This is a genomic window from Paenibacillus pabuli, assembly GCF_039831995.1.
Lineage (GTDB): Bacteria > Bacillota > Bacilli > Paenibacillales > Paenibacillaceae > Paenibacillus > Paenibacillus pabuli_C.
In genome coordinates this window covers 829,155-853,950 of the sequence record NZ_JBDOIO010000005.1, presented here as the reverse complement: position 1 = coordinate 853,950, position 24,796 = coordinate 829,155, and the positions used below count along the sequence as shown (strand labels likewise).

General features: G+C 46.7%; 25 protein-coding genes and 1 riboswitch. Of the genes, 2 read left to right on the top strand and 23 right to left on the bottom strand.

All coding sequences use genetic code 11. The features are described 5' to 3' along the window. Nucleotides 1-38: 38 nt before the first annotated feature. From ABGV42_RS30550 to pth, 4 genes are all read right to left on the bottom strand, one after another. Nucleotides 39-1,214 (bottom strand): peptidylprolyl isomerase, encoded by a 1,176-nt coding sequence (locus ABGV42_RS30550; RefSeq protein WP_347385055.1) that lies wholly within the window; start codon nucleotides 1,212-1,214, stop codon nucleotides 39-41. After that, nucleotides 1,198-4,725, bottom strand: a complete 3,528-nt coding sequence (gene mfd / locus ABGV42_RS30545) for a transcription-repair coupling factor (protein WP_347385054.1) — start codon at nucleotides 4,723-4,725, stop codon at nucleotides 1,198-1,200. Before mfd ends, ABGV42_RS30550 begins: the two co-directional genes overlap by 17 nt. Nucleotides 4,726-5,011: 286 nt before the next feature. Next, nucleotides 5,012-5,242, bottom strand: a complete 231-nt coding sequence (locus ABGV42_RS30540) for an anti-sigma-F factor Fin family protein (RefSeq protein WP_347385053.1) — start codon at nucleotides 5,240-5,242, stop codon at nucleotides 5,012-5,014. Between the two features lie 99 nt (nucleotides 5,243-5,341). Further along, nucleotides 5,342-5,902, bottom strand: a complete 561-nt coding sequence (gene pth / locus ABGV42_RS30535; RefSeq protein ID WP_347385052.1) for an aminoacyl-tRNA hydrolase — start codon at nucleotides 5,900-5,902, stop codon at nucleotides 5,342-5,344. Between the two features lie 140 nt (nucleotides 5,903-6,042). Between pth and ABGV42_RS30530 the strand changes: the two genes are divergently transcribed. Then, nucleotides 6,043-6,243, top strand: coding sequence for a hypothetical protein (locus ABGV42_RS30530; protein ID WP_024633712.1), 201 nt, complete (start codon nucleotides 6,043-6,045; stop codon nucleotides 6,241-6,243). Between the two features lie 105 nt (nucleotides 6,244-6,348). On the opposite strand, the gene ABGV42_RS30525 is transcribed toward ABGV42_RS30530, so the two are convergent. The 13 genes from ABGV42_RS30525 to ABGV42_RS30465 all read right to left on the bottom strand — a co-directional run bounded on the left by ABGV42_RS30525 (nucleotide 6,349) and on the right by ABGV42_RS30465 (nucleotide 19,306). Further along, a complete protein-coding gene (locus ABGV42_RS30525) occupies nucleotides 6,349-7,302 on the bottom strand; it encodes a ribose-phosphate diphosphokinase (RefSeq protein ID WP_017691370.1) in 954 nt (317 codons plus the stop codon). A gap of 100 nt (nucleotides 7,303-7,402) precedes the next feature. Continuing rightward, entirely contained in the window at nucleotides 7,403-8,794 is a 1,392-nt protein-coding gene (gene glmU, locus ABGV42_RS30520; RefSeq protein ID WP_431523716.1) for a bifunctional UDP-N-acetylglucosamine diphosphorylase/glucosamine-1-phosphate N-acetyltransferase GlmU, read from the bottom strand. A 397-nt stretch (nucleotides 8,795-9,191) separates the two neighbouring features. Continuing rightward, on the bottom strand, nucleotides 9,192-9,476 hold the full coding sequence (gene spoVG, locus ABGV42_RS30515) for a septation regulator SpoVG (protein WP_017691372.1): 285 nt from the start codon (nucleotides 9,474-9,476) through the stop codon (nucleotides 9,192-9,194). Nucleotides 9,477-9,664: 188 nt separating this feature from the next. Beyond that, nucleotides 9,665-10,492, bottom strand: coding sequence for a pur operon repressor (gene purR / locus ABGV42_RS30510; protein WP_095293352.1), 828 nt, complete (start codon nucleotides 10,490-10,492; stop codon nucleotides 9,665-9,667). 98 nt (nucleotides 10,493-10,590) lie between these two features. Continuing rightward, on the bottom strand, nucleotides 10,591-11,445 hold the full coding sequence (gene ispE, locus ABGV42_RS30505) for a 4-(cytidine 5'-diphospho)-2-C-methyl-D-erythritol kinase (protein ID WP_347385254.1): 855 nt from the start codon (nucleotides 11,443-11,445) through the stop codon (nucleotides 10,591-10,593). Between the two features lie 148 nt (nucleotides 11,446-11,593). Continuing rightward, nucleotides 11,594-11,770 (bottom strand): small, acid-soluble spore protein, alpha/beta type, encoded by a 177-nt coding sequence (locus ABGV42_RS30500; protein ID WP_053778930.1) that lies wholly within the window; start codon nucleotides 11,768-11,770, stop codon nucleotides 11,594-11,596. 235 nt (nucleotides 11,771-12,005) lie between these two features. After that, nucleotides 12,006-12,281: a biofilm formation stimulator Veg gene (gene veg, locus ABGV42_RS30495; protein WP_175394627.1), complete on the bottom strand. Its 276-nt coding sequence runs from the start codon at nucleotides 12,279-12,281 to the stop codon at nucleotides 12,006-12,008. A gap of 153 nt (nucleotides 12,282-12,434) precedes the next feature. Beyond that, a complete protein-coding gene (gene yabG / locus ABGV42_RS30490) occupies nucleotides 12,435-13,331 on the bottom strand; it encodes a sporulation peptidase YabG (protein ID WP_347385050.1) in 897 nt (298 codons plus the stop codon). A gap of 58 nt (nucleotides 13,332-13,389) precedes the next feature. Beyond that, nucleotides 13,390-14,292 carry a 16S rRNA (adenine(1518)-N(6)/adenine(1519)-N(6))-dimethyltransferase RsmA gene (rsmA, locus tag ABGV42_RS30485; RefSeq protein WP_431523708.1) on the bottom strand — a complete coding sequence of 301 codons (903 nt, stop codon included), beginning with the start codon at nucleotides 14,290-14,292 and terminating at the stop codon, nucleotides 13,390-13,392. Nucleotides 14,293-14,296: 4 nt separating this feature from the next. Then, a complete protein-coding gene (gene rnmV, locus ABGV42_RS30480; protein ID WP_347385049.1) occupies nucleotides 14,297-14,842 on the bottom strand; it encodes a ribonuclease M5 in 546 nt (181 codons plus the stop codon). A gap of 152 nt (nucleotides 14,843-14,994) precedes the next feature. Continuing rightward, nucleotides 14,995-16,179 (bottom strand): ubiquitin-like domain-containing protein, encoded by a 1,185-nt coding sequence (locus ABGV42_RS30475; RefSeq protein WP_347385048.1) that lies wholly within the window; start codon nucleotides 16,177-16,179, stop codon nucleotides 14,995-14,997. Between the two features lie 272 nt (nucleotides 16,180-16,451). Next, a riboswitch (cyclic di-AMP (ydaO/yuaA leader) is annotated at nucleotides 16,452-16,705 on the bottom strand. A 242-nt stretch (nucleotides 16,706-16,947) separates the two neighbouring features. Then, a complete protein-coding gene (locus tag ABGV42_RS30470) occupies nucleotides 16,948-17,718 on the bottom strand; it encodes a TatD family hydrolase (RefSeq protein WP_347385047.1) in 771 nt (256 codons plus the stop codon). Nucleotides 17,719-18,028: 310 nt separating this feature from the next. Next, nucleotides 18,029-19,306: an HD domain-containing protein gene (locus tag ABGV42_RS30465; protein ID WP_347385046.1), complete on the bottom strand. Its 1,278-nt coding sequence runs from the start codon at nucleotides 19,304-19,306 to the stop codon at nucleotides 18,029-18,031. A 318-nt stretch (nucleotides 19,307-19,624) separates the two neighbouring features. On the opposite strand from ABGV42_RS30465, the gene ABGV42_RS30460 reads away from it, so the two are divergent. Further along, the gene (locus tag ABGV42_RS30460) at nucleotides 19,625-19,879 is read left to right on the top strand and encodes an AbrB/MazE/SpoVT family DNA-binding domain-containing protein (RefSeq protein ID WP_024633700.1); all 255 of its coding nucleotides are present in this window, start codon (nucleotides 19,625-19,627) and stop codon (nucleotides 19,877-19,879) included. A gap of 280 nt (nucleotides 19,880-20,159) precedes the next feature. Here ABGV42_RS30460 and rsmI read toward each other — a convergent pair whose 3' ends face one another. The 6 genes from rsmI to ABGV42_RS30430 all read right to left on the bottom strand — a co-directional run bounded on the left by rsmI (nucleotide 20,160) and on the right by ABGV42_RS30430 (nucleotide 24,670). Next, nucleotides 20,160-21,041, bottom strand: a complete 882-nt coding sequence (gene rsmI / locus ABGV42_RS30455) for a 16S rRNA (cytidine(1402)-2'-O)-methyltransferase (RefSeq protein WP_347385045.1) — start codon at nucleotides 21,039-21,041, stop codon at nucleotides 20,160-20,162. Further along, nucleotides 21,042-21,830 (bottom strand): tRNA1(Val) (adenine(37)-N6)-methyltransferase, encoded by a 789-nt coding sequence (locus ABGV42_RS30450; RefSeq protein WP_347385044.1) that lies wholly within the window; start codon nucleotides 21,828-21,830, stop codon nucleotides 21,042-21,044. A gap of 99 nt (nucleotides 21,831-21,929) precedes the next feature. After that, entirely contained in the window at nucleotides 21,930-22,298 is a 369-nt protein-coding gene (gene yabA, locus ABGV42_RS30445; protein WP_095293343.1) for a DNA replication initiation control protein YabA, read from the bottom strand. A gap of 28 nt (nucleotides 22,299-22,326) precedes the next feature. Next, nucleotides 22,327-23,127: a PSP1 domain-containing protein gene (locus ABGV42_RS30440; protein WP_175394636.1), complete on the bottom strand. Its 801-nt coding sequence runs from the start codon at nucleotides 23,125-23,127 to the stop codon at nucleotides 22,327-22,329. Nucleotides 23,128-23,245: 118 nt separating this feature from the next. Next, entirely contained in the window at nucleotides 23,246-24,217 is a 972-nt protein-coding gene (gene holB, locus ABGV42_RS30435; protein ID WP_347385043.1) for a DNA polymerase III subunit delta', read from the bottom strand. A gap of 9 nt (nucleotides 24,218-24,226) precedes the next feature. Continuing rightward, a complete protein-coding gene (locus ABGV42_RS30430; protein WP_175394638.1) occupies nucleotides 24,227-24,670 on the bottom strand; it encodes a YaaR family protein in 444 nt (147 codons plus the stop codon). Nucleotides 24,671-24,796 lie beyond the last annotated feature (126 nt).

The window sequence follows — 24,796 nt, the reverse complement described above, 5'->3', positions numbered from 1 at the left end:
ATGCTTGTCCAGAAAGTAAGTGTACTGTAGCCTGTTTCTTACTTGCTGCTTGTATCCGCACTATCCCCTGTTGTTGCATCTGACTCTGTTTTAGTACCTTGGTCTGTCTTGGCGTCAGTACCTGTGGATTCGTCGGTTTTGGTTTCTGTAGATTTATCACCTTCGGTTCCAGTTCCAGTACCCGTTGTGCCTTCAGTGCCTTCAGTGCCTTCCGTAGTACCTTCTTCAGCCTTGTCTGTCTTAGGCAGGTTTACTTCCTTCACGATCTTATCCAGTTCATTCGTCATGAACGTATCGATCTCTGCAGCTGCCAATTGGCTTTTGAGTGTTTCTTTTTGCTCATCTGTCAATTTGCTGTAGTCTGCTTCTGTACGGGATTCCACTTTCATCACGTGATATCCGTATTCCGTTTCAACCGGATCACTGATTTTGTTGAGTGGCAATGTTTTGGCAGCTTCTTTGAACGCTTCTACCCAGTTGGATACAGGGGTATTTTCGTACAATCCGCCTTTTTCTGCAGAGCCTGGATCTTCGGAGTATTCTTTTGCAACTTTTGCAAAGTCCTCGCCGGCATCCAGTTTGGTTTTAACTTCTTTTGCAATTTTCAATGCATCTTCTTTTTTACGCTCTTTTTGCGTATCCGGGTCCGTGAAGTTAATCAGGACGTGACGAACCGAAGCCGTTGTGAACTGATCCTTGTTTGTTTCAAATTCTTTTTTAATTGCATCTTCCGTAACGCCAGTCTCTTTGTCCTTGATTACGGTCATGATGCGAGTCATGTAATCCTTGATGTTTTGATCTGTCAGGTTCTGAGCTTTCAACATTTCAGTCCATTGATCGGCTTGAACAGAAGCCTTCATTTTGTCGAACTGTTCGGTTGCCACTTTGGTACCTTCTGTTTTGGCTTCTTTACTCGCCTTGCCACTCAAATATTCATAAGCAACCTCCTGGCGCACCAGGTAGTCCTTGAAATCGTCCATCTCCATCATTTGCGCATATTCCGGATAGAGGAATTTCATGACCCGCTGCTCCATGTCGAATTCATTGGCTGTAATTGTACCGCCATCATATGTCGCTACAACAGCACTTGTATCATTGGTTTCTGGTGTAGCTGCTTCTTCCTTCTTGCCGCATGCAGCAAGCAGTGATAAGGACAGTACAGCAACCATACTCACGGAGAGTACTTTCCCTGCTTTTTTATACTTTGGTAACATCCTTTGGTTCCCCCTTTGATTTAAAAGCACTCTTCATGGACTCCAGAAATTTCTCTACCAGCTCCATCAGTTGCTTGTCCCCAAGCCCTTTGCCTTTGACATGAATAAGCATATGGGGTCCTTGTTCAAATTGTACACGTCTTTCGAACTGATTTCCAATGTGCGCAATTTTCGAGAGCTCAAACGCATGCTCACGGCCTTCGTAGAACTTCACGGTAAGGTCGTCACCACGCTGCGTAATGGACTCAATTCCATACATTTTGCCATATACTTTTAATCTGGCTACAGCCATAAGATTAATGACTGCTTCCGGAAGGTCACCGAATCGGTCAACCAATTCGTCTTCCAGTTCCATTGCATCGTCGAAAGAGGCAATAACCGCCACTTTTTTGTAAATTTCAATCTTCTGTATACTGTCATAGATATAATCGCCCGGCAAGTAGGCATCCATGCTGAGATCGAGCGTGGTGTTCCATTGATCGGAAGGTACCGGCTCTTCCCCGAGCATCGTGACTTTGCGTTTGTTAATTTCCTCGGCCAGCATCTGAGAATACAGGTCGAATCCGACTGAGGCAATGAAGCCGTGCTGCTCTGCACCCAGCAGGTTCCCCGCTCCGCGGATCGATAGATCTCGCATCGCAATTTTGAATCCCGACCCCAGCTCGGTAAACTCCTTAATAGACTGCAGACGTTTCTCTGCAACCTCGGTCAGCACTTTATCCCGTTGGTACGTAAAGTACGCATAGGCAATTCGATTGGACCGTCCTACGCGACCACGCAGCTGGTACAGCTGGGAAAGGCCCATTTTGTCCGCATCATGAACAATCAGGGTATTTACATTCGGGATATCTACCCCCGTCTCAATGATGCTTGTGCTTACGAGCACGTCATATTCGCCATCCAGGAAGTCCAGGATGGTTTTCTCCAGCTCTGTCTCCGACATCTGACCATGGCCCACGCCCACTTTGGCTCCAGGAACCAAATCAGCAATCTCGGCAGCCATCTCCTGAATCCCTTGAACACGGTTATACAAATAGTAAACTTGACCCCCTCGAGCCAGTTCCCGCTCTATGGCTTCCCGAACAAGCGCCTGACTATGCTCCACGACATAGGTCTGCACCGGGAAACGGTTCTCTGGCGGAGTTTCAATAACCGACAGATCACGGACTCCCAGCATGGACATATGGAGGGTACGCGGAATTGGTGTAGCCGTCAGTGTAAGCACGTCCACATTTGTTTTCAGCTTCTTCAGTTTCTCCTTATGGGTTACACCGAAGCGCTGCTCTTCATCAACGATAAGCAGTCCAAGATCCTTGAATACCAGATCCTGCGACAATAACCGGTGTGTACCGATAACAATGTCAACCGTACCACTTTTAATGCCTTTAGCCGTCTCATTCTGTTCCTTGCGGGAACGGAAGCGACTAAGTACATGAATATTGAATGGATACCCCGAGAAACGTTCACGGAATGTCTCATAATGCTGCTGTGCCAAGATCGTGGTCGGAACGAGTACTGCAACCTGTTTGCCTTCGATTGCCGCTTTGAATGCAGCACGAATGGCAACCTCAGTTTTTCCGTAACCGACGTCTCCACATAGCAGACGGTCCATGGGACGGTTTTGTTCCATGTCCTTCTTAATTTCTTCAATTGCACGGACCTGATCACGGGTCTCATCATAAGGGAACATGGCCTCAAATTCCTGCTGCTCGGCAGAGTCCTTCTCGAAGCCGAAACCTTTGGAGGTCTGACGTTCAGCATATAGCTTGATCAGATCATCAGCGATATCCTGTACAGATGAACGGACTTTATTTTTAACCCGTGTCCACTCGTTGCCGCCCAGCTTGTAGATCTTAGGCTCTTTCTCTTCTGACCCGACATATTTCTGGATCAGATCGATCTGTTCGATCGGTACCGACAGTTTATCCCCACCCGCATAGAGAATATGCATATAGTCCTTATGAATGCCGCCGACCTCAAGTGTACCGATGCCTAGATATTTACCAATCCCGTGGTTCTGATGGACAACATAATCGCCCACTTTCAGCTCACTATACGATTTAATCCGTTCTGCATTGTCCACATTACGGCTTGGTTTGCGCGCCTTGCGCTGCTTTTGGGAGAACATCTCACCTTCGGTTACGACGGCTAAATGAATGGACGGCAGTTCGAATCCGGTCTGCAGGTTACCGATGAGCATTTCCGGTTCCGGTATATCGTAGTCCATGAGGACGCGCCGCATACGATCGAGTCTTTCTTCACCGCTCGCCAGCATAAGCACATGAACTCCGGCTTTCTGCCAGCGCTCCATCTCGGCCTTAAGTACATTCATCTGTCCGTGGAAATCCTGCATGCCCCGACTGATAAAATTCAGAATGTTTTGAGGCTGTGTATGTGGAACCTGACGCAAGAAGATCGACATAAACAGCGTCTGGAATGGACGTTCATATAACAGCTCATCCCCATCTGCTGACAAATGAAGATCAGGCAGCGTCTTTCCGTTTTGCATCAAATGCAGGTTCCACTCCGATTCATCCCGGTCGAGCTGCTTGGACGTTTCAGCCAGTCGTGCAGGTTCGTCCAGAACAAGAAGGGTGTCCTCTGGCATGTAATCGTAGATAGTCTTATGCTCTGGATAGAGAGGTGATATATATTTATACATTTCAGAGAAATACACATGTTCCCGCAGCAGCTCAATCTCCCGGTGAATTTCTTCACGGAGACGCAGCTTGGCTTGTCGGTCAGTCATTTTCTCCAGCTGTTTTTCCAGCATAACGACAGCTTCATCCGCAGCCTTCTCCATACGTTCGCGGTCAGCAATCAATTCCTTGCACGGCAATACCGTAACTTCATCGATTCGTTCAATGGAGCGCTGATCCGCTGGGTCGAAAGTTCGTATGGAGTCGATTTCATCGTCAAACAATTCCACCCGATAGGCAATGGACGAGGTAACTGGATAAAAGTCGATAATTCCTCCACGCACGCTCATCTCGCCGCGGGATTCAACCCGTTCCACGCGCTCATAACCAAGCTTCACCATCTCCAGAAGGAACGAATCCAGATCGAGTGTATTCCCTTGTTTGATGGTAATCTGAGCATTCGCCATCACTTCCGGAAGAGGGACATAACGCCGCACGCCGGAAAATGGAATAACAACAACGCCCCTAAAACCTTGGGCGCAGCGAACTAACACATCAATACGCTGACCCAGTGTTTCCGGACTGGAAACAGCGGCTTCAGCGGCAACAAGTTCATTCGCAGGATAGAGCAGCACCTGATCTGGTGAAAGCGCTTCCTGTAAATCTTCTGCGATTTTTTGTGCGGAAAACATATTGTGTGTAACGACGAGCAGTGGTCGGTTCATCTCTTGGTGCAGAGCTGCCAGCATGATCTGGCGCGCTGATCCGGACAATCCTGAAACCAGCTGCTCTTTCATACCGGACGTAATACCGGCAGTAATGGATCCAAAATCAGGATCTTTGGAAAAAGCCTGTATAAGTGCTTGTAACAAAAGGGGCACCTCTCTTATAACTTACTTGATTAGTTCACGTCTAAGCGCAGCATTAGCATTCTAAATTGTTTTAAATTGGATACAAATTCCTTTTTGTCCTGTTTCATCATATCGGATTACTCGCTTCATTGCCACATTAGGTTGATCCGATTACCCTAAATTCCATGATGATCATTTTCATTCCAAATTGAAAAGAAGCCTCAGCAGGCTGCCAAGGCTATAAAGGTGGAGCGGTATTCCGCAACCTCCATCATCGGTTATCCAACTTCGCTGCGAACCAGGCTTATTATTGAAGCGGGCTCGCAAGCAGGCTGAGCTCAGGATTGAGTTCAAGCGCTTCCTTGCAATAATCGCATGTAATCCGGACGGTAATATCGCCACCGGAATTATACGCTATTATATCCCTCCGCTCGTCGGGGGTCAAGAAATGAAAACCCAACTGCGCTTCTGATATTTGGGCAGAATCGATTCGTCCAATAAAGGTACGGCAATGCCTGCATACATAATTCACTGACATGTTTATGCCTCCTGAACATGGTTTATACGTCCAGTATGCCCATTATGACTGAATTGAACCCGGTTTTGATCATTTTTCCCAGGATGTCTTCTAAAGGTACTACCCGTTAAACTTAGCCATTGTCTGCTCAAACGTATGATTCAGGCTATGCTCCAGAGCATCACAGGTTTGCTCAATGGTATGATCGAGTGCTTCCTTCTCTTTCTTCATAAACGTCGACAGTACATAGTCCACAATGGCATGTCCAGGTTCCGGGCGGGAAATGCCCATACGTACACGGTTAAATTGCTGTGTACCCGTATGCTGAATAATGGATTTGATTCCATTATGGCCGCCAGCACTTCCTTGATAGCGCAGTCTGACTTTGCCAATTTCCGTGTCCATGTCATCATAAACAACAATCAGATCTTCCAGACTAACTTTGTAAAAGTCCATATATGCTCGTACCGATTCGCCGGACAGATTCATGAATGTCATTGGTTTGATCAACACGGTTTTTACACCGCTAATATCTCCTTCTCCAATTAACGCTTTACATTTGCTCTGAGTAATGGAAATCCCATGTCGACTGGCCAATTGGTCCAGTGCCATGAAACCAATATTATGTCGTGTTTTGGCATAGTTTGAGCCCGGGTTTCCCAGGCCTACAATCCACTTCATCCTATTCCCTCCTTCGGATCACCATGAGGTGAGGCATAGACTTCGAATGTTATATTTCATATAATATCAAGAAAGTGAACTTCCTATTTACTGTAATTTTCACGATTATTATCTCATTAACCCAGGAAGGTGAGCGGGTTTTGCGCGAAGATAACGGACAACTGACTCAACATAGTGATTTTATCTATCATCTCGAATACCATGTACCCGTACAGGTATATGACCGCGACACCCATATTGAGATCGGATTAATTACACGTTTCGATAATCAATTTGTCGAAATTGCCGACACTCTTTTTCATCGGCGGCGTTTCCGCTTCATTTCACGGCCGGGATATTAACATGCATCCGGCTTCTCCATGATCGTTATAATGGCACGCCGACAGGGGTTACATTTTCCGCTCAACCGGAAAACGTAACCCCTCTACTACTTTGTGCAGACATCCTTATTCAATTTCAAACAGCTTGCTGATTGACAATTCCTCATGAACCCGGATAATGGCTTCCCCGAGCAAAGGTGCTACAGACAACACTTTAAGTTTGCTTGTCGGATTGGCATGCGTGATTGGAATCGTATCCGTCACGATAACTTCCTTCAGCGGGGCATTCTCCAAACGTTCCATCGCTGGTCCGGACAATACCGGGTGAGTACAGCATGCGTATACTTCCTTCACGCCGCCTTCCATCAGTGCATTTGCACCCAGTACAATGGTTCCCGCTGTATCGATGATATCATCGATCAGGATTGCCGTTTTGCCTTCAATGTTACCGATAATGTTCATCACTTCACTTACATTCGGCTCCGGACGACGTTTGTCAATGATCGCCAGAGGTGCATTCAGGAAATCAGCCAATTTCCGTGCACGAACTACACCGCCGTGGTCAGGCGATACAACAACCGGATTTTCGATCTGTTTAGACCGGAAATATTGAGCCAGAATAGGCACACCAAGCAGGTGATCCACTGGAATATCAAAAAAGCCCTGGATTTGCATCGCATGCAAGTCCATCGCGATAACGCGGGTTGCCCCTGCTTTTTCGATCAGATTCGCTACCAGTTTTGCCGTAATTGGGTCACGCGAACGTGCCTTGCGGTCTTGTCTTGCATAACCGTAATACGGAATTACAACGTTAATTGTCTTGGCTGATGCCCGTTTCAGTGCATCAATCATGACGAGCATCTCCATCAGGTTGTCATTAACCGGCAAGCAAGTGGACTGTACAATATATACGTGACAGCCCCGAACGCTCTCGGAGAGTTTCACTTGAATCTCACCATCGCTGAAGCTGGTTGTGTGAGATTCGCCCATAGGAATTCCGATATAATCAGCAATTTGATGGGCAAGCTTGGGGTTAGAATTGCAAGTAAATATTTTTAATTTCGAATCAAAATAAGTCATAAAATAAAAACCCTCCGTGCTGGTTCATTGGAATCTATAAGCGTCTGCGACATGTCGGCACCTCCCGAAGTTCGGGAGGCAATCAGAATATCAATACCCCTTATTCGGGTTTGGCATTTTGTTTCTTGGCTTTGGCACGTCCGCGAATTTTCTCCGCGTAACCAGGTTTGTTCTCCTGGCGAGGACGAGCAATAGCCAGATCATTCTCCGGAACGGAATGTGTGACGGTTGAGCCGGCAACCACATAAGCGCCTTTTCCTACCGTGATGGGTGCAATCAGATTGACATTGCTGCCTACGAACGCATCATCTTCAATTGTCGTTACAGCTTTATTATATCCATCGTAATTAACCGTTATTGCCCCGCAACCAACATTTACGTTCTTACCTACTTTAGCATCCCCAATATAACTGAGATGTGATACTTTGGATCCTTCATCAATTGTAGCATTTTTCACTTCGACAAAGTCACCAATTTTTACTTTTCGGCCCAGCTTGGTACCAGGACGCAGGTAAGCAAATGGTCCTACCGTTGTCTCTTCGCCAACTTCAGCTTGGGACAACACGGAATGTTTAATCGTTACCCCGTTCTGAATAACACTGTCTTCAATATCGGCCTGAGGACCAATATGGCAGGCTTCGCCAATGGAAGTTGTCCCTTTCAGAATGGTTCCCGGGTACAATACCGTGTCTGATCCAATCGTAACATCCGCTCCGATATATGTCGATGAGGGATCAATGATCGTAACACCGTTCAACATATGTTTTACAGCCAAACGTTCACGCATATATGCTTCTGCTTGGGAAAGGGCAAGTCGATCGTTAACCCCAATGGATTCCGCGATATCATCTGACATGTAAGCTTCAACCACTTCACCATCGTTACGGAAAATCCCAACAACATCAGTCAGGTAATACTCTCCTTGGGCGTTCTGATTTGTCACTTTCTCCAGTGCAGCAAACAATTTGGCATTGTCGAAGCAGTATGTCCCTGTGTTAATTTCATTTACAGCGTCTTCCTGCTCGGTGCAGTCCTTCTGCTCCACAATGCGTTGTACAGAACCGTCTTCTCCGCGAATGACGCGGCCGTAGCCTTTTGGATTGTCCAATTGAGCCGTTAGCACGGTTGCAGCAGCTCCGCGACTCTCATGAAGCTTCATCAGACCTTCCAGAGTTTCACTGGTCACTAGTGGTGTGTCTCCACAGACAACGATGGTAGAGCCTTCTTCGCTTCCAAGCAAGGACTTAACCTGCTTCACTGCGTGACCGGTCCCCAATTGTTCAGCCTGAAGTGCGTACTCTGCTTTGGAACCCAAAAATGACTGCACCGCTTCGGCACCATGGCCAACCACGACTACACTACGCTCAACGCCTGCGCGTAGAGCTGCATCCAGCACATGACCTACCATAGGTTTACCGCATACGGGATGCAGTACTTTGTACAATTTAGATTTCATTCGTTTGCCTTGCCCTGCCGCAAGTACAATTGCCATTCGTTTCAAATTTAACGACCTCCTGTTCTGAAAACCCCATCCGGGAGACCCACCTTAATGGATCATCCCTGACAAGTATCCTTCAGCCGGCCTGAAGCCGGTCTTGTTCATCGCCTGCTGTCTCTGTTATCACACGTAACAACGCGGACACGAGCATTCGTGACCTATATGTATACGCCGTGTACCTGCGAGCCTTTACCGAATCCCAATGACTCTTAAGATGCCGCCCTGTCACCAAGCGCACGCTGCGCTATTGTTTTCTTCAACATTTTCCAGCAATGAAGCTGCCAATGTTCCTGTTTGAATAAACTCAATACTGAATATATCTTATTCCGGTCAAAAAGAAAAGAGAGCCATAAGACATGGCTCTCTTTTCCTTCGAACCCCAATAATGTTCTCAGGCACCTTCTTCAATGACTTCTTCCTCAGTTGCAGCGCGGTCATACTCAGTCAAAACAGCAGCCTGAATCTTCTCACGAGTACCGGAAGAGATCGGGTGGGCGATATCACGGAATTCTCCGTCAGGAGTCCGCTTGCTCGGCATAGCAACAAACATTCCGTTGTTCCCATCAATGACGCGAATGTCATGAACGACGAATTCGTTATCGATGGTAATGGATGCGATAGCCTTCATTCTCCCTTCCGAGTTAACACGGCGGAGTCTGACATCCGTAATTTGCATGTGTGTGTTCACCACCTTTTTCCATCAGAACTTGGTGTATAATTCCACACAGCCTATACGAACTCCTTCTTTTTATAACCACAAAAATGTCCTAATTTCAGGAATTTTTTTATTTAATACACAATTCGACAACGTTAGTGCCGGGTCGATGGAATAGAACCTTTCCCGACATGTCATTCGTCATCTTTCTACAGGTCAAAATAGTTACCAGGCTTCACCGAAATGTGTCTGCTTTTCGCATCCACAGCAGTCAGCTGCGCCAGGGATACGTAATCGGTCAGCAAACGCTCTTCCGAATCAACTGAACCAGATTCTACCAGTACCCCTACACCTGCTACCGTTGCATTAAACTCGGCGAGCAAATCAATCATGCCCTGTACCGTTCCTCCGGCCTTCATGAAATCATCCACAATCAGTACCCTCGAATGCTCACGCATCGCCCTGCGGGATAGGGACATGGTATGGAGACTTTTATGGGACCCCGACACATAATTGATACTTACGGCCGATCCTTCCGTAGCCTGATGGTCCCTGCGCACGAGCACTACAGGCAGGTTAAGCTGGGCTCCAGTCGCATATGCCAGAGGGATGCCCTTCGTTTCTACCGTCATGACTACATCGATATCCATATTGCCAAAAGCAGTCGCAAATATTTTGCCTGCTTCATTCATCAATGCAGGCTGTCCAAGCAAATCAGACATATAGAGGTACCCACCAGGCAAAATACGGTCAGGCTGCTCCAGCTGGTTGCTTAGTCGTTCGGCAAAAGCCAGAGCATGTTCTCTGGACACCTTCGGAATCCATTTGACTCCCCCGGCAGCCCCTGCCAGTGTCTGCAGTTCTCCCGACCCACCTTCTTCGAACACTTCCTTGATAATCGCCAAATCTTCACTGATTGACGACTTCGCGGCACCATAACGTTCGGCAAAAGTGGTTAGCGGAATCACCGTATGCGGTCTTGACAATAAATACTGCGTCATTTCAACCAGCCTAGCGCTTCGTTTTAATTTCTTCACAGAGATCCATCCTCACGATCACGGAAAACATCCAAATCCGAATAATTATTTAAAAATATACCACCTTTATACGTGTTTGTACATTATAAAAGCGAAATCTAAGTCAGCATGCGTACTGCATACACTTCTTTGCAGAAGCCGCGCAGTCCATTATAGATACGTGCAACCTTTGCTTCCTTGGAGACCAGCCCGAATACCGTTGGGCCACTACCCGACATGAGCACCCCATCTGCACCCAGCTTCATCATGGCATCCTTCAGATGCTGAACTTCCGGATACAGCTTAAGCGTAACATCCTCAAGCACATTACCCATCTGTCCGCACACTTCGGCAAAGGAATGGTTACGAATGGCCTGCTCCATTTTGGCCGCACTTGGATGCCGCACAATCTTGTCACTTCGGAATCTTCCGTACACATCCGCTGTTGAGACATTGATTGGAGGCTTGGCCAAGATAACCCAACATTGCGGTGGGTTAGGCATTGGGGTCAGCTTCTCTCCACGTCCTGTAGCGAGTGCTGTACCCCCAGTGATGCAAAAAGGCACATCCGAACCCAGTTCTGCTCCGAGTTCCTGAAGCTCATGGTCCGGGATATTTAGACGCCAGAGGCGGTTCAAGCCACGCAGTGTAGCTGCAGCATCACTGCTGCCACCTGCCAGACCGGCAGCCACCGGAATCTTCTTGTCGAGATGAATGTGCACTCCAGTACGAACATCGTAACGCTCTTTGATTAATCTGGCAGCCTGAAATGCCAAATTCTTCTCATCAAGCGGAATATACCCGGCCTGACTGGAGATAAATATCGTATCGCGAGGCAGCTCTGACATTTCCAGCCGATCTGCCAAATCGACCATGGTCATGATCATCTCGACCTCATGGAAGCCGTCGCTTCTTTTATGTAAAACGTCCAGCATCAAATTAATTTTAGCAGGCGCTTTTTCGTAAATTTTCAAGGCTTTCACCCGTCCTCACCTTTTCCCTAAGACAACTTAACATATTATATCAAAATGGGGCTGTCAAGTCATTTCTATTCCGAATTCATGGGGAAAAAGCGAGGTCAACCTTGTGGAAGGCCCCGCTCTCCAAACCGTCTAAAACGAATTACGATTTGCGTGCTGCCTCTTCAGCAAGCTGAATGGCACGCTTCACCATATTGCCCGCATCCTTGGCTTTGATGCCACCCCAGCCTTCCTGCTGCACGGTATCATAAAAACCCAGGTCTTTTGCCAGCTCATTCTTGAGCTCATCTGACATCACACTTCTTCTTCTGCGGCTCATGAAACCATCCTCCTTGAAGTAGCAGTTCTGATAAGTCCATTCAACCAGGATTTCTTCCTGACAGCGTCAGAACCACCTTTTCCGATAAACTGGTTCAGCATATCAGTAGTGGCCTGTTCAAGTAGTATGCCGTTTCTGGTTAAACCTCATTCCTGCACATGCCTGCCTGGACGGTATTTCTAAACAAATAAAAAAGCAATCCGCCGCGAGGGGCGAACTGCCTGTAAAACGATGCTTACGTCTCCATGTAGGAGTTAGGCGTCTGGCTGCCTGGGTCAAATACCATGACTTCCACCGACTCCGTAAGTATATCTGCATAACTGTAAGATACTCGCTTGAAGGTTTCTTGCTCCTCATCAAGCTTGACGATAAAAACAGAAGGGTACGTTTCTTCCAATACACCCGTGCGCTCGATGGTCTTACGGCGGCCACCATTAGCCCGCAACATAATTTTTTGACCTATATGAGCGTCGAGATTGCGTTTGATATCCAACAGCGTATTTTTAGCCATTGTCGACGACCACCTCTTTTCTTGTCCATTATACCTGAATTTACAGTCAATGTCAAATCAAAACTAAATATTATATCAGCATGGAAAAGTTGCTGTCAATGAATTTTTTTGCAAATGAAAAAAGCCCCAATTCGGGACTTTAAATGACCTGCATTAGACAGCTGACGGGTTCACTTTTAGCGTAGATAAATCATTCAAACCAGGCAGACCAACGCGATAGCTGCCGCGTGTTTCGACACCACCGACACCCTGGCTGCCACTTATGGTGTTATGCAAAATATCATTCATATTCACCGTTTCCCTAACGGAAGTAAAGGCTGCCTTGGCTGCCACATATACCGGATCAAGAGCATGAATCAGAATTCGGCCTGGTGAACTGGCAAAGTTCGCACCTGCCCGCAGTAGTGCCTCAAAATGGGACTGACATGCTCCTGCAACTATCGTAAGCGCATCCAGATGACGTTCATATTGTCTTGCAACCTGGATCGCTGCTACAAAATTTTGTGAATTTTTGTAACTCCCGAGACTGTATAAGTCGTAAGGCTGACGGGTCTTCAGCACTCCATCATGGCCCGTAATGACTACAATGTCAGGCTGCACTTTGGGAAGAAGACGATACAGGGCATCGGCCATGGCTGACTCATGGACATATTGACCCTCTGCTGGAACACGAAGCTGCTCATAGAGACTCATGCTTTTTTTCAGGTAATTTGGATCTCCATCCAAATGAAGTACCTTGCCTGGCATTTCAAAGTAAGCCGGCTCCCGCTGTGCAGACCAGTCCTGTGCTAGGCCTTCACGGTTACGTTCTGCCTGTTCAATCCGGTTCTGCTGCAGCCTGGAGAGTGTCTGATGCGCTTTTACATGTGCCTGCCTGGTCTTGGCACTCTGCGGTTCATAAGGAACCTGTATCAAATCGTCCACGGGGGAGTCGGCAAGCAGCCGGAATTCGGTCCCTTTAATGACCGCGCTATCCAACTGGAGGCCTTCCACCCGAAAAGTCACGTCTCCACCGTATGACTTACGAACGACCAAGTCTCCGATATTCATCAACATAATCACCTCTACCCCATCGTATGGGCAAGGACCCGGTTTGGTTCATCCGAATTTACAGACCGGCACGAACTCCTGCGTCCCACATTACAGTGCTTAGGGTCGCATATTCCTGCAAACTAAGTGTCTCACCCCGTCTGGACGGCTGAATGCCAGCCTGCTCCAGCAACTGGTCGGCCTGCTCCCGATTTTCCTTCGTGAAGAAGCGGGCTTTCAGATTGTTCGAGATGGTTTTTCTCCGTTGGGCGAATGAGGCTTGTACCACTTCGAAAAAATGCGCTTCACTCGGTACTTCGACAGGGGGCTGTTCACGAACCTTGAGCTTGATGACGGCTGATTCTACATTCGGTTGCGGAATGAATACGGTTGGCGGCACAATGCAGACCAATTCAGGCACACTGTAGTATTGGACTGCAATGCTCAGACTTCCGTAGTCCTTCGAGCCCGGTGCAGCTGCCATTCGTTCTGCTACTTCCTTCTGGATCATGACGACAATGCTGTCTACCGGCAGTTTTTCTTCCAGCAGTTTCATCATAATAGGAGTCGTTACATAATACGGCAGATTGGCTACAACACTCACCTTATTTACACTAGCAAAGTCTGTACGGAAAAGCCCCGCCAAGTCCAGCTTCAGCACATCACCATGCTGTACCCGAACGTTAGGATATGGTTCCATGACTTCACCAAGGATAGGCAGTAGACGTTGATCGATTTCCACAGCTGTTACAGGGCCGGCTACCCGGGCCAGTCTCTCCGTAAGTGCCCCGATCCCCGGACCGATTTCGAGTGCACCCTTGGACTCGTCCAGATCGGCAGCATTTACAATTTTATTCAATATATTCTGATCAATCAGAAAGTTCTGACCCAAACTTTTTTTAAATGAGAATCCGTGCCTTTGAATAATTTCTTTCGTTCGCTTAGGTGTTGCAATTTCTAAAGTCTCATCCATGCCTTTCATACGCTCACAATCCTTCACGTTCAATTTGCGATAATGCTGCAGAGAACTCTTCCCGGCTGATCTGGAATACGCCCAGCCGCTTGTGGAACTGCTTTCCGTTACAATAACCTATGCCCAGCAGATTCCCCATCTCCATACGCCTTGCGGCTGCCTGCGGGTGCACAATCAGTCCTGCTGCAATCAAGTCCTCCCAATCAATCAGGCTCGGTACACCCTCATACGAGGTATGCACACGCGCCAGCGCATGACGAATTGCCTCAGGTGAGGCATTCTCAACCCCGATATCCCCTTTGCGCGTTGCATCTGCTTCGGGAATAAAAGCATGCTTGCAGCCTGGGACCTTGTTTGCAATAATTTTGCGAATCCGCTCACCCGCATGATCCGGGTCCGTAAGAACAATCACACCCCGTCTCTCCTGCGCAAGTGCAATTCGCTTCAGAATTCGCTGGTTGATGGCAGATCCACCCGTTTCTATTGTGTCAGCCTCAACAGCCCGCCGGATGGCGACGGTATCGTCGCGTCCTTCTACGACAATGACTTCTTTTATCATGTTCCATTTCTTCCTTTCTAACGCAAAAAGAAGAGGAATATCCTCTTCTCTGCCAAACGGCGGTGAGCCTGTTCAGACTCCACCGCCGCATATTCCGCATGATTCATTCATGCTTATATTTTATAGCATTCCCATTTCAAAGTAAAACGATTTTAGTTCGCTTCCGGCTTAACCGGACCGATGACATATACCGTCTTGCCTTTCTTACGTCCGAAGTTCAGGGCATGCTTCACACTGTCATAATACACATCGATTTTGTTGCCTTTAATGGCGCCGCCAGTATCTTCCGCACGACGGAAGCCGAGGCCCTCAATGTACACCCACCAGCCGATCGGAATCACTTTGGGATCAACCGCAATGGTCCGTCCTTCAGTTACCCGGGTACCGGAAGCTGTTTTTGTGCCAATGCCAGGTTCCTCAGAAGAGTAAGCGGTCATCGATACATTTTTAAGTACTTTGGAATATTTAAAAGAAGTGCCTGAGACGGTAATGACTTTGCTGCCTGATGCAGCGGTTTTCTTCGAGTTCGTTGTCGTTTCTTTCTTTGCTGTGGATGTTTGGGCCGATACCGTCTGAATCACCGGCTCCTTCACAACAGGTTTCGCTTTGGTTCCAACAGCAATTACTTTATCGACACGATTGGTCGATACCGATTTGCCCACCATTTTTTTGGAGACTAGCTCTCCATCCTGAAACACCTTTTCGATATGTTGTACAAGTGTACCTTCTTTACCGTTTACGATGACACGATTGTCACCTTTGTACAAGCTAGGATCAGCCGTTTTGACTACTTTGTACGCAATCGGCTGTTCCACTTCCACTGTACGCTTTGTTACACGCACTACGCGAATTTTCATATCTGCCTTGATTGGTGTTGCGAGCGCTGGATAAACCTTATCCTCACTGGCAACCTCAATTCCAGATTTCTGAATTGCATCTTCTACCGATGAATCGGTTGTATACAGAGTCTTGGTGTTTCCGTCTGCCGTAATATTGACTGGAACGGCCCGCTCAATAACAATGCGGTCTCCATCTGCGATTGCCCCGTTCAAAGGCATGGATACCTCATCATGAGGGCTGACTGTGATTGATTGCTCCTCCAGCATTTCTTGAAGCATTCCTGTACGAGTCTCTACCGCTTGAGCTTTGCCATCGATAACCAGCGAAATTTGTTTCCCGGCTTGACCGTAAACGACTAACAAGATCATGATTGTAAGCGCGATTGAGAAAATAGCGATCAGTGCCATTTGACGCAAGTTCTCATGCTTCCACCGCAACGCGTAAGACTTACTGGATGATCGTGACTCATGGGTCTCTTCTGGTTGGAATGTGCCCACTTCTCCGTCCTCCTTCATAGCCTCGCCGTCTAAAGTTAATGCATGATGTCTTTGACGCGACTATACCAAATTTTCTACAAAACAGGTCCATATCCCATTGACCGGTTCTGCATCATGAACCACTCTTCGCAACATGATGTCACCACCTGAATACTTACCGTATGATGACCGTATTTCTTTTATTCAAAAACAAAAAAGCCAAAGAAAGAGTCTAAGAGGAACTCTTTCGTGGCTTTCCGAATGATTTTGAATATCGGAAATTCATGCACGAGGTTGCCTCTCTTTTTCCGCTTGCGAGGTTAGCTGTCGGGTTCGGGCGAAAGAGAGCCGCCCTATCTCCGGTCACCCGCTCATGGCGGATGCCCTTGAATTCACCCCGAGACCCAAAGAAGAAATCAAATAGTGCTTCGCAAAGGCATTCGCTGCTTTTGGGTCAGCGAATGATGCGCATCAGCTGCTTTCACTGATGTTTAAGCCCTATTGGTTCCCCCGCTCTCCGTTAACGGAGACTCAGCGAGATCGGTTCATGAAAAGTATTGTTGTGTCATCGGAAAGTGTCCCTTTGTTCATCCCCCGAACATCTGTCCAATTTTCCGCACAACAATTCACTGAAAAGATGATATCCTGTTTCGATGCATGTTGTAAAGCGTTGTTCAAGTACGTTTTTCTAAATATTTGGTTAAAATATTGTAATATTCTTCATTTATTTGGATCAAAAAGCAAATTCGCTCCGTCTACCTCTCTTTTTCACCGCATTTGCTTCGTTTTTTAACGAATCCCAAATCGTTCCATGGCATTTTTGGTCGTTATTGCAGCAATTTCCTCTACCGGAATGCCTTTAATTTCCGCAGCTGCCTCTGCAACCAGACGTACATGCGCTGTTTCATTTCGTTTTCCACGATAAGGATGTGGTGTCAGATATGGGGAGTCTGTTTCGATGAAAAATCGGTCCATTGGCACCTTCGCCAGTACCTCTTTTGGCTGCTTGGCGTTTTTGAACGTGATTGGTCCCCCGAAGGATAGATGGAACCCTAGATCCAGACAGAGTTTTGCCGTTTCCCAGCTTCCAGAGAACGAGTGCATCACACCCCCGACTTCTCCAGCTTTTTCCTCGCGCAAAATTTTGACAATATCCTCATGAGCGTCGCGATTATGAATGACAATCGGCATGTTAAGTTCACGAGCTAGTCCGATCTGTTGTCTCAGGACACGATGCTGAACATCCTTGGGAGAAGTGTCCCAATAATAATCCAGACCAATCTCGCCTATGGCAACAACCTTTTCATGTTTGCACAGAGACGCAATCCACTCGAGATCACCCTCCTGCATCGTAATCGCATCCTGAGGATGCCAGCCTACAGCAGCATAAATAAAATCATACGTTTCGGCAAGTTTCATCGTGGATGGAATGGTCTCCCGATTGAAACCGACATTGATCATGCAGCCAACCCCGGCGTCTACAGCGCGCTGAATCATCTCCTCGCGGTCCTCGTCGAATTGCGGTGCATCCAAGTGTGTATGAGTGTCGAATAACATCATGTGTATTTCTCCCTTCCTGTCGAATAACTGTTTTCTATCCCAATCAAAATCATATAAAAATCACAGATTTTATCATCACATTTGATTTTCCAGAGTACAAGATGTGGAATTAGCAGATTTAATTTCTACTATATATAGGCGCCCTCGTGATCTCAACTTCTTCAAAAAAAGTGTGGATTACAAAATTATGTCGATCTACATATACTCTCCATTAAAGCAGATTACTGTATCATGGTAATATCTCGAATTAGAAACTCTTTCTTTCATAGCTAATTTGTAAAAAATTTGCTCTTGATTGCACATTTCATGATCATGAAAAGTAGGGGCGAATATGAGATGGCAGCTCGTGAATGATGGCGTCCACCTTGTTTTGCGGATAGTACAGATGGTGCTTACCACGATGTATTCCGCTGATCGAACGAACGATGTCCGAAACCTCGGACAATTCATGCAGCTTGTCCTGTCTATCCAGCAGCAGAATCTGTTTATCTGTCGATTCATCCGGACGAAAAACATCATACGGAAGATCCGTCGGAAAATCAATTTCCAGATCATATTCGGGGTTAAGACCCGCTCTGGCAAAGGCAACCCGAATTTCTTCAATCGTTTCCACATCGATCTGTTCAACCTCTACATACTTATACAACCTGCGATCGATAAAACGTTCGCATAACTCGCTCAGAACAGAATCGTTCTCTTTGCGCCACTGCATGAATGCTGTCTGTACCAACGCCTCATCCAATTGCAAATATTCATCAACAGAGAGCACACCATCAAACAGCTGCGGTAACGGCTCCAGCATGAAACGGAAATGGAATCCCTGCTTCACCAGCTCTTTCGCACGCTTAAATATTTGTCTCAGGATAATTTCGGAGCTTCGGGTCACCGGATGGAAGTAAATCTGCCAGTACATCTGGTAACGTGACATCAAATAGTCTTCCACCGCATGCATTCCCGATTCCTTGACTACAATTCTGCCGTGATATGGACGAAGCATTCGCAGGATGCGGTCAAGGTCGATCGTTCCGTAGTTTACACCTGTAAAGTAAGCATCCCGAAGCAAATAGTCCATCCGGTCTGCATCAAGCGGGCTAGTGACCAAATTTACAACGATCGGCTTTTCATATGTTTTTTGAATAACAGATGCCACCTTCTCTGGGAAATCGGGAGCATACCGTCTCAGGATCGCCCCCACTTCGGTATCCCCAAGGATAATTCGGCAGGTCCAGTCTTCATGATGCATGTCGAAGGCTTCCTCAATGGAGTGAGAGAACGGCCCGTGACCCAGGTCATGCAATAATGCAGCGCAGAGAGCAACCACTTTTTCTTCTTTAGGCCAATCGGAGTACTGACTTCTTTCAAATTGAGAGATAATTTTGCGTGTTATTTCGTAAACGCCCAATGAGTGTGAGAATCGGCTGTGTTCAGCACCGTGAAAAGTCAGATAGGATGTTCCCAACTGACGGATACGCCGCAAGCGCTGAAACTCTGGTGTATTAATTAACTGCCATATAATCGGATCTTGCACATGAATATAATTATGTACCGGATCTTTAAACACTTTCTCTTCCGTTAAACGCTGTTCCATGTCGCTTCGCTCCTTTGTATTTGAATTGCGTTTGTCGCATTTGGCCTTATCTAGCCCAATTATTCGACATATAATGACGAATTTTGTCGAATAAAGCACTTTTAATGTTTTCCAAATCGACAAAGCTGCCATTGATGTTTAAATATGAAAAATTGCTCCTAACCCCTTGCCACCCTTAATCTTATCAAAAACCGCCTTAATTTTAAGCTAATTTTAAGGTTGACTGTTTTGGGAATCGTTGGTATGATGAGTATCATAAAACATAAAATAATGTCGAATAATGACAATGATAAGTAGCTGAGAGGAGCACTGATTATAATGATGAAATCAACAGGTATTGTTAGAAAAGTAGACGAACTGGGACGGGTAGTTATTCCAATCGAATTGCGCCGTACACTGGGTATCGGTGAAAAAGATGCTCTGGAAATCTATGTTGACGGTGAACGCATCATGTTGAAAAAATACGAGCCAGCTTGTATCTTCTGTGGGAACGCTGAGAACGTAACATACTTCAAAGGTAAAATTGTATGTAACGAATGTATTTCCGAAATCCCTGCACCTGTGACAAAATAAAAAGTTTCAGGTATAATGGACTTATTGAATTGTTAATTCTAACCTTTTTATATTCCTTACTTGCCTTCCCGGTGTGAACCCCACCGTTGGAAGGTCTTTTTTTTGTTCTCCCAATCGGGCCAACCATGATGCAGTTCATGCCATGACTAGGAAAGCGGTGAAAAATGGAAAACATTTTTTTGCACCGCCTCGGACTTTTAATATTTCGCTAATGTTTCCAATAAGAAACTTTTCAGGTTATGTTCCCCTATTAATCTGTATGTTTGATTCACCCAAAGGATTAGATTAGCGCGTTATATACATCACGTTTTGTTAATCCTCGGTCTGCTGCTGTTTTTTTCATCGCATCTTTGCGATTAAGTCCTTCGCCTTCATAATGGCTGACGTGGTCTTCCAAAGACAACTGCTGCCACCAGGCTTCACGCTCTGCCTTACGCTCCTCTTCCTTAATGCCTTCCACAAGCAGACAGTACTCTCCAAGTGGCGGATGTTCCTCCAGCCAGTCTATGCATTCGCGAACCGTGCCACGTGCAAATTCCTCATGTCGCTTAGTCAGCTCACGAGCCAGCACAATCGAACGATCCCCAAGAATCTCTTCCAGATTGACCAACGTTTTACGAATACGATGCGGAGACTCATAAAACAACAAGGTCCCGTTAGATTCGTCAAAAGCCTCCAACACTTTTCGCATATCCTTTTTCTCGCGCGGCAAAAAGCCGCCGAATGTGAAGCGTTCCGTCGGTAATCCCGATACAATCAGAGCAGACAATGCTGCATTGGGACCTGGAATGGGAATGACATGAATTCCTGCTTCAATGGCTAGTTGTACCAGATCAGAACCCGGGTCTGAAATGGCTGGTAAACCAGCATCACTGACCAGTGCCAAATTTTTTCCTTCTATTATATAGCGTATCAGTTCAGGGCCACTTGCCGCCTTATTATGTTCATGATAACTAAATAACATGGAAGGGGTAATCTCAAAATGGGTGAGCAGCTTCCGAGTTTGCCTGGTATCTTCTGCCGCAATAATATCACAACTCTGCAGTGTCTTAATTGCTCGAAATGTCATATCATCTAGATTCCCGATGGGTGTTCCAACCAAATATAACTTACCCATGCCATCATGAACTTCAGCATAACTTTTTTGTACGTGCAGTGTCATTTACACTCCTCCTTCCGTAGTACGCGTTGTATGTTGTGAGCCGTAGTAAATATCCATAATTTCATCACAGTAGGTTCCTTCTTCATTGTAGACAATGAGGGGCGGAAGCATCCGCACTTCCGGTTTGCCATCCTTCAGCGCTTCAATTAATACCATATTGGCTTCGAGGTGAGCACGTGGATGTACCATTCGGATCCGCTTTGGCTCAAGCTTGTACTCCCTCATAAGAGAGATAATTTCGCCGAGTCGTTGTGGGCGGTGAACCATGGATACTTTTCCTCCATTACGCACCAGACGATTGCAAGCCTGAATAACTTCCTCCAATGTACATCCCAACTCATGACGGGCCATGGCTTGGTGTGTATTCATCTTAAGGTCACTACCATTCAGCGGCATATACGGTGGATTCACGGTAATCGCATCATACACAGCATGCCCTGTTTCTTTCACAAGTTCCCGCAGGTCGCCTTCATGAATTGTGATCGATTGGTCCAGAGCATTCAGCTGTACGCTTCTCCGTGCCATATCAGCCAGTCGGGGCTGGATCTCAATTCCTTCCAGGTTAGCCTGCGTACGCGTTGTCAGCAGAATGGGAACAACCCCATTCCCCGTACATAAATCGAGCACACGACCACGTTTAGGAACAGAGGCAAACCGAGCAAGCAGTACGGCGTCCATGGAAAAACTGAATACTTCATCACTTTGAATGATTTTCAAATCATGAGAGAGCAGATCATCAATCCGTTCTGATTCATGCAATATTACTTCTTTAGCTTCATTGGCTGTCATATGATACGTTCATCCTCCGGTACTCTATATCTCATCTTAGCTTTAGTTTAGGTTTGTAACCTTGAAAAAAAACCGTAGGGGCTCTTCCCTACGGTCACTTCATTTATTCAAAAAAGACAGGCAGAACAGACAATCGCCTTCCGTCCGCAAATGCCCGTAATAGACATTGCAGATATGGAATCCTTCGTGATACAGCCGGGCCAGATTATCATATCCTTCACCTACCACATCTTCACCTGTAGCCGGACCTGCCGGTCTAGCGGCTGGAGCCAGTGCAGATGAGACAGGCAGATCTACCGGAGCCTCACGCTTGAGCAGTTTGCGCAGCTGCTCATTCTCAATCGTAAGCCGCTGATTATCTTCAAGCAGCTCTTTCACAATCATTTTTAACTCTCCTAAATCACTGTGCAACTGACCCAGTTGGGTTTCCATTTCATGAATGTGCGTAAACAGATTTTTCTTTTCCAAGTTTCCACCCCGAAGCAACCTTTATGGTTTACTTGATAACGACGTCATCCAGCGGAAGTTCTTTGACTTTACTGATGTCGAACAGTTGAACATGGACTGTGCGATTACCGGCATTGATGCCGACAACTTTCCCTTCACCCAAAGAGGTGACGACCAACTTGCCTACAGCCGGCAGTTCTTCTCTCACACTTTCATAGTTATCATGCTCAAATTTCAGACAGCACATGAGTCTTCCGCACAACCCTGAAATTTTCGTCGGATTCAGTGACAGGCTCTGATCTTTAGCCATCTTGATTGATACCGGCTCAAAGTCTCCCAGCCAGGAAGAACAGCATAATACACGGCCGCAAGGTCCAATTCCCCCAAGCATCTTGGCCTCATCCCGCACACCAATCTGCCGCAGCTCGATCCGTGTCCGAAAAATGCTTGCCAGATCCTTAACCAGCTCTCGGAAATCGACTCTTCCTTCAGCTGTAAAATAAAAAATGATCTTGTTGCGATCAAACGTAAATTCCACATCGACCAGCTTCATCTTGAGGCCATGGTCTTTGATTTTATTTAAACAAGTACCGAAAGCTTCTTTGGCTGCCCGTTTGTTCTCATCCACCACACGGGCATCTGTATCTCCCGCAACCCGAATGACTTTTTTGAGCGGCAGTACTACATCGGACTCGCTTACTTCCTTCTTGCCAACAACTACCTTGCCGTACTCTACCCCCCGCGCTGTCTCCACGATAACGCAGTTTTCTTTCTCAATGGGAAGGTCCAGGGGATCGAAGTAATAAATTTTGCCCGCTTTTTTGAAACGGACACCCACTACACTGTACAAAAAATTAACCCCCTTGTAAGCCAATCCCACTTCGTCTGAAGCCCTGTCTTCTTAGGGAACCCTCCGAAGTTATAACCGTTTGCATATGAATGGAACAAAAACTGCCCTCTCCCCAGCCTTATGCCAAACCGATCAAAAATTGCTCCAGACAAAGCTGGCCATTGACGTTGAAACGCAATTTTTTTCTGCATGCCGCGGCCAAATCCATATAGGACACCCACTGCTCCGTGCTGCGGGTATTTGCCAACTGAGACAGCATGTCCAACTGATCTATAAAAACGATATGTTCATGCCTACCGTGCTGGACATACAGCATATCCCTAAACCATAAATGGAATAGACTAAGCATAATATCCAGATGTTCTGAGAGTCCGGATTTAAAAAGCTTCTGCTGTGCAGAGATCAATGATGTGCTGCCTCTGCCCAGGGACTCCTTCCCTAATTGTAACATTACGTTTCTAATTTCTGCAAACCAATTCTGCTGGAGAATTTCTCTACATGATTCGAGTCCTGATGCCAGATGAACCGCAGAACGTGCCAGATTGGCCGGGTGTCCTTCCGCAATTAAAGCTTGCAGCATTTCTTCCGGATTCAGTGCACTGAAAGGAACGAGCTGTGAGCGCGAACGAATGGTCGGAAGCATGGCCTGACCGTTATCCGTAATCAGAATTCCTACTGCAGGCACCTGCGGTTCTTCCAGGAATTTCAGCAAACTGTTTGCGGCCTGTACGGTCATTTTTTCTGCCTGTTCTATAATATAAACTTTGGGATGTCCAGCCTCTGAACGGTATGAGAAGATGCGCTGCAAATCCCGAATCTGATCAATTTTAATATTGTTTCCATCTGGTGCAAGCATCGTTAAATCCGGATGATTACCATGCTCGACTTTACGGCACTCAAGACATTGTCCGCAGGCATCATCTTCAAGCTCTGTACAAAATATCGCTTTGGCAAACGTCACTGCCGTCTTCAGCTGCCCGCTGCCCGATGGCCCGCTAAATAAATACGCATGGCTAATCGCCTGGCGTCTCAAGCTGCTCTGTAACATCTGCTTGGCAGCCTGCTGACCCATAATTTGTTGAAAGGACATACTTCCTCCTCAGAAGCTTAAATTAATAAGCATTCCCCGAATTTCTCCTACTTGTTGTAATAACGTGATTTTACCCTCTTCCGTTTCGAGCAGTTCGTCAGCCATGGATAACAGTGCAGAGTCGATTTCGTCAATTAGCTTGTACCTTTTGCCTCTACCCCGCCGATCCCATCCTCTGGTCTCTTTCATGGATACTCCTCGGCGAACCGTCTCTTCCAGAAACCTTTTGACAAGCTGCTTGTATGCTTTCAGTTCACGAATGGTCATGGAACGTGCCAAGCGATCACCCTGCATCTGAATCTCACTTAGTCGGCGGTTAAGCTCGGCTTGTGAGGCTCGCTCGCCTTGGTGATTCATCATGTCAGAGAAACTTTTGGATTGAACCGGTTTGGAACTGGAGTCCGTAGAATTGATTCCGCTCTGCACCGGTCTGAATCCAGGATTGATTTTCATCGATATGCCCGCTTTCTATTATAGTAGGCCATCGACCATCAGCACAGTGCGCGCTGCGCCTGTGCGTGGAAGATACCCTTGTATACGTCTATATATAATGGTAGATAAAATTTCCACCATTGACCT

What these genes read in the sequence shown, in the direction of transcription:
- ABGV42_RS30465 (WP_347385046.1), bottom strand. Translation starts at nt 19,306, where the DNA reads ATGGAACAGCGTTTAACGGAAGAGAAAGTGTTTAAAGATCCGGTACAT.
- pth (WP_347385052.1), bottom strand. Translation starts at nt 5,902, where the DNA reads ATGAAGTGGATTGTAGGCCTGGGAAACCCGGGCTCAAACTATGCCAAA.
- glmU (WP_431523716.1), bottom strand. Translation starts at nt 8,794, where the DNA reads ATGGCAATTGTACTTGCGGCAGGGCAAGGCAAACGAATGAAATCTAAA.
- spoVG (WP_017691372.1), bottom strand. Translation starts at nt 9,476, where the DNA reads ATGCAAATTACGGATGTCAGACTCCGCCGTGTTAACTCGGAAGGGAGA.
- holB (WP_347385043.1), bottom strand. Translation starts at nt 24,217, where the DNA reads ATGTCCTTTCAACAAATTATGGGTCAGCAGGCTGCCAAGCAGATGTTA.
- ABGV42_RS30500 (WP_053778930.1), bottom strand. Translation starts at nt 11,770, where the DNA reads ATGAGCCGCAGAAGAAGAAGTGTGATGTCAGATGAGCTCAAGAATGAG.
- ABGV42_RS30460 (WP_024633700.1), top strand. Translation starts at nt 19,625, where the DNA reads ATGATGAAATCAACAGGTATTGTTAGAAAAGTAGACGAACTGGGACGG.
- ABGV42_RS30450 (WP_347385044.1), bottom strand. Translation starts at nt 21,830, where the DNA reads ATGACAGCCAATGAAGCTAAAGAAGTAATATTGCATGAATCAGAACGG.
- rsmA (WP_431523708.1), bottom strand. Translation starts at nt 14,292, where the DNA reads ATGAAAGGCATGGATGAGACTTTAGAAATTGCAACACCTAAGCGAACG.
- veg (WP_175394627.1), bottom strand. Translation starts at nt 12,281, where the DNA reads ATGGCTAAAAATACGCTGTTGGATATCAAACGCAATCTCGACGCTCAT.
- ABGV42_RS30430 (WP_175394638.1), bottom strand. Translation starts at nt 24,670, where the DNA reads ATGAAAATCAATCCTGGATTCAGACCGGTGCAGAGCGGAATCAATTCT.
- yabG (WP_347385050.1), bottom strand. Translation starts at nt 13,331, where the DNA reads ATGAATATCGGAGACTTGGTCGTTCGTAAGTCATACGGTGGAGACGTG.
- rsmI (WP_347385045.1), bottom strand. Translation starts at nt 21,041, where the DNA reads ATGACACTGCACGTACAAAAAAGTTATGCTGAAGTTCATGATGGCATG.
- rnmV (WP_347385049.1), bottom strand. Translation starts at nt 14,842, where the DNA reads ATGATAAAAGAAGTCATTGTCGTAGAAGGACGCGACGATACCGTCGCC.
- ABGV42_RS30525 (WP_017691370.1), bottom strand. Translation starts at nt 7,302, where the DNA reads ATGACTTATTTTGATTCGAAATTAAAAATATTTACTTGCAATTCTAAC.
- ABGV42_RS30470 (WP_347385047.1), bottom strand. Translation starts at nt 17,718, where the DNA reads ATGATGTTATTCGACACTCATACACACTTGGATGCACCGCAATTCGAC.
- ABGV42_RS30540 (WP_347385053.1), bottom strand. Translation starts at nt 5,242, where the DNA reads ATGTCAGTGAATTATGTATGCAGGCATTGCCGTACCTTTATTGGACGA.
- ABGV42_RS30550 (WP_347385055.1), bottom strand. Translation starts at nt 1,214, where the DNA reads ATGTTACCAAAGTATAAAAAAGCAGGGAAAGTACTCTCCGTGAGTATG.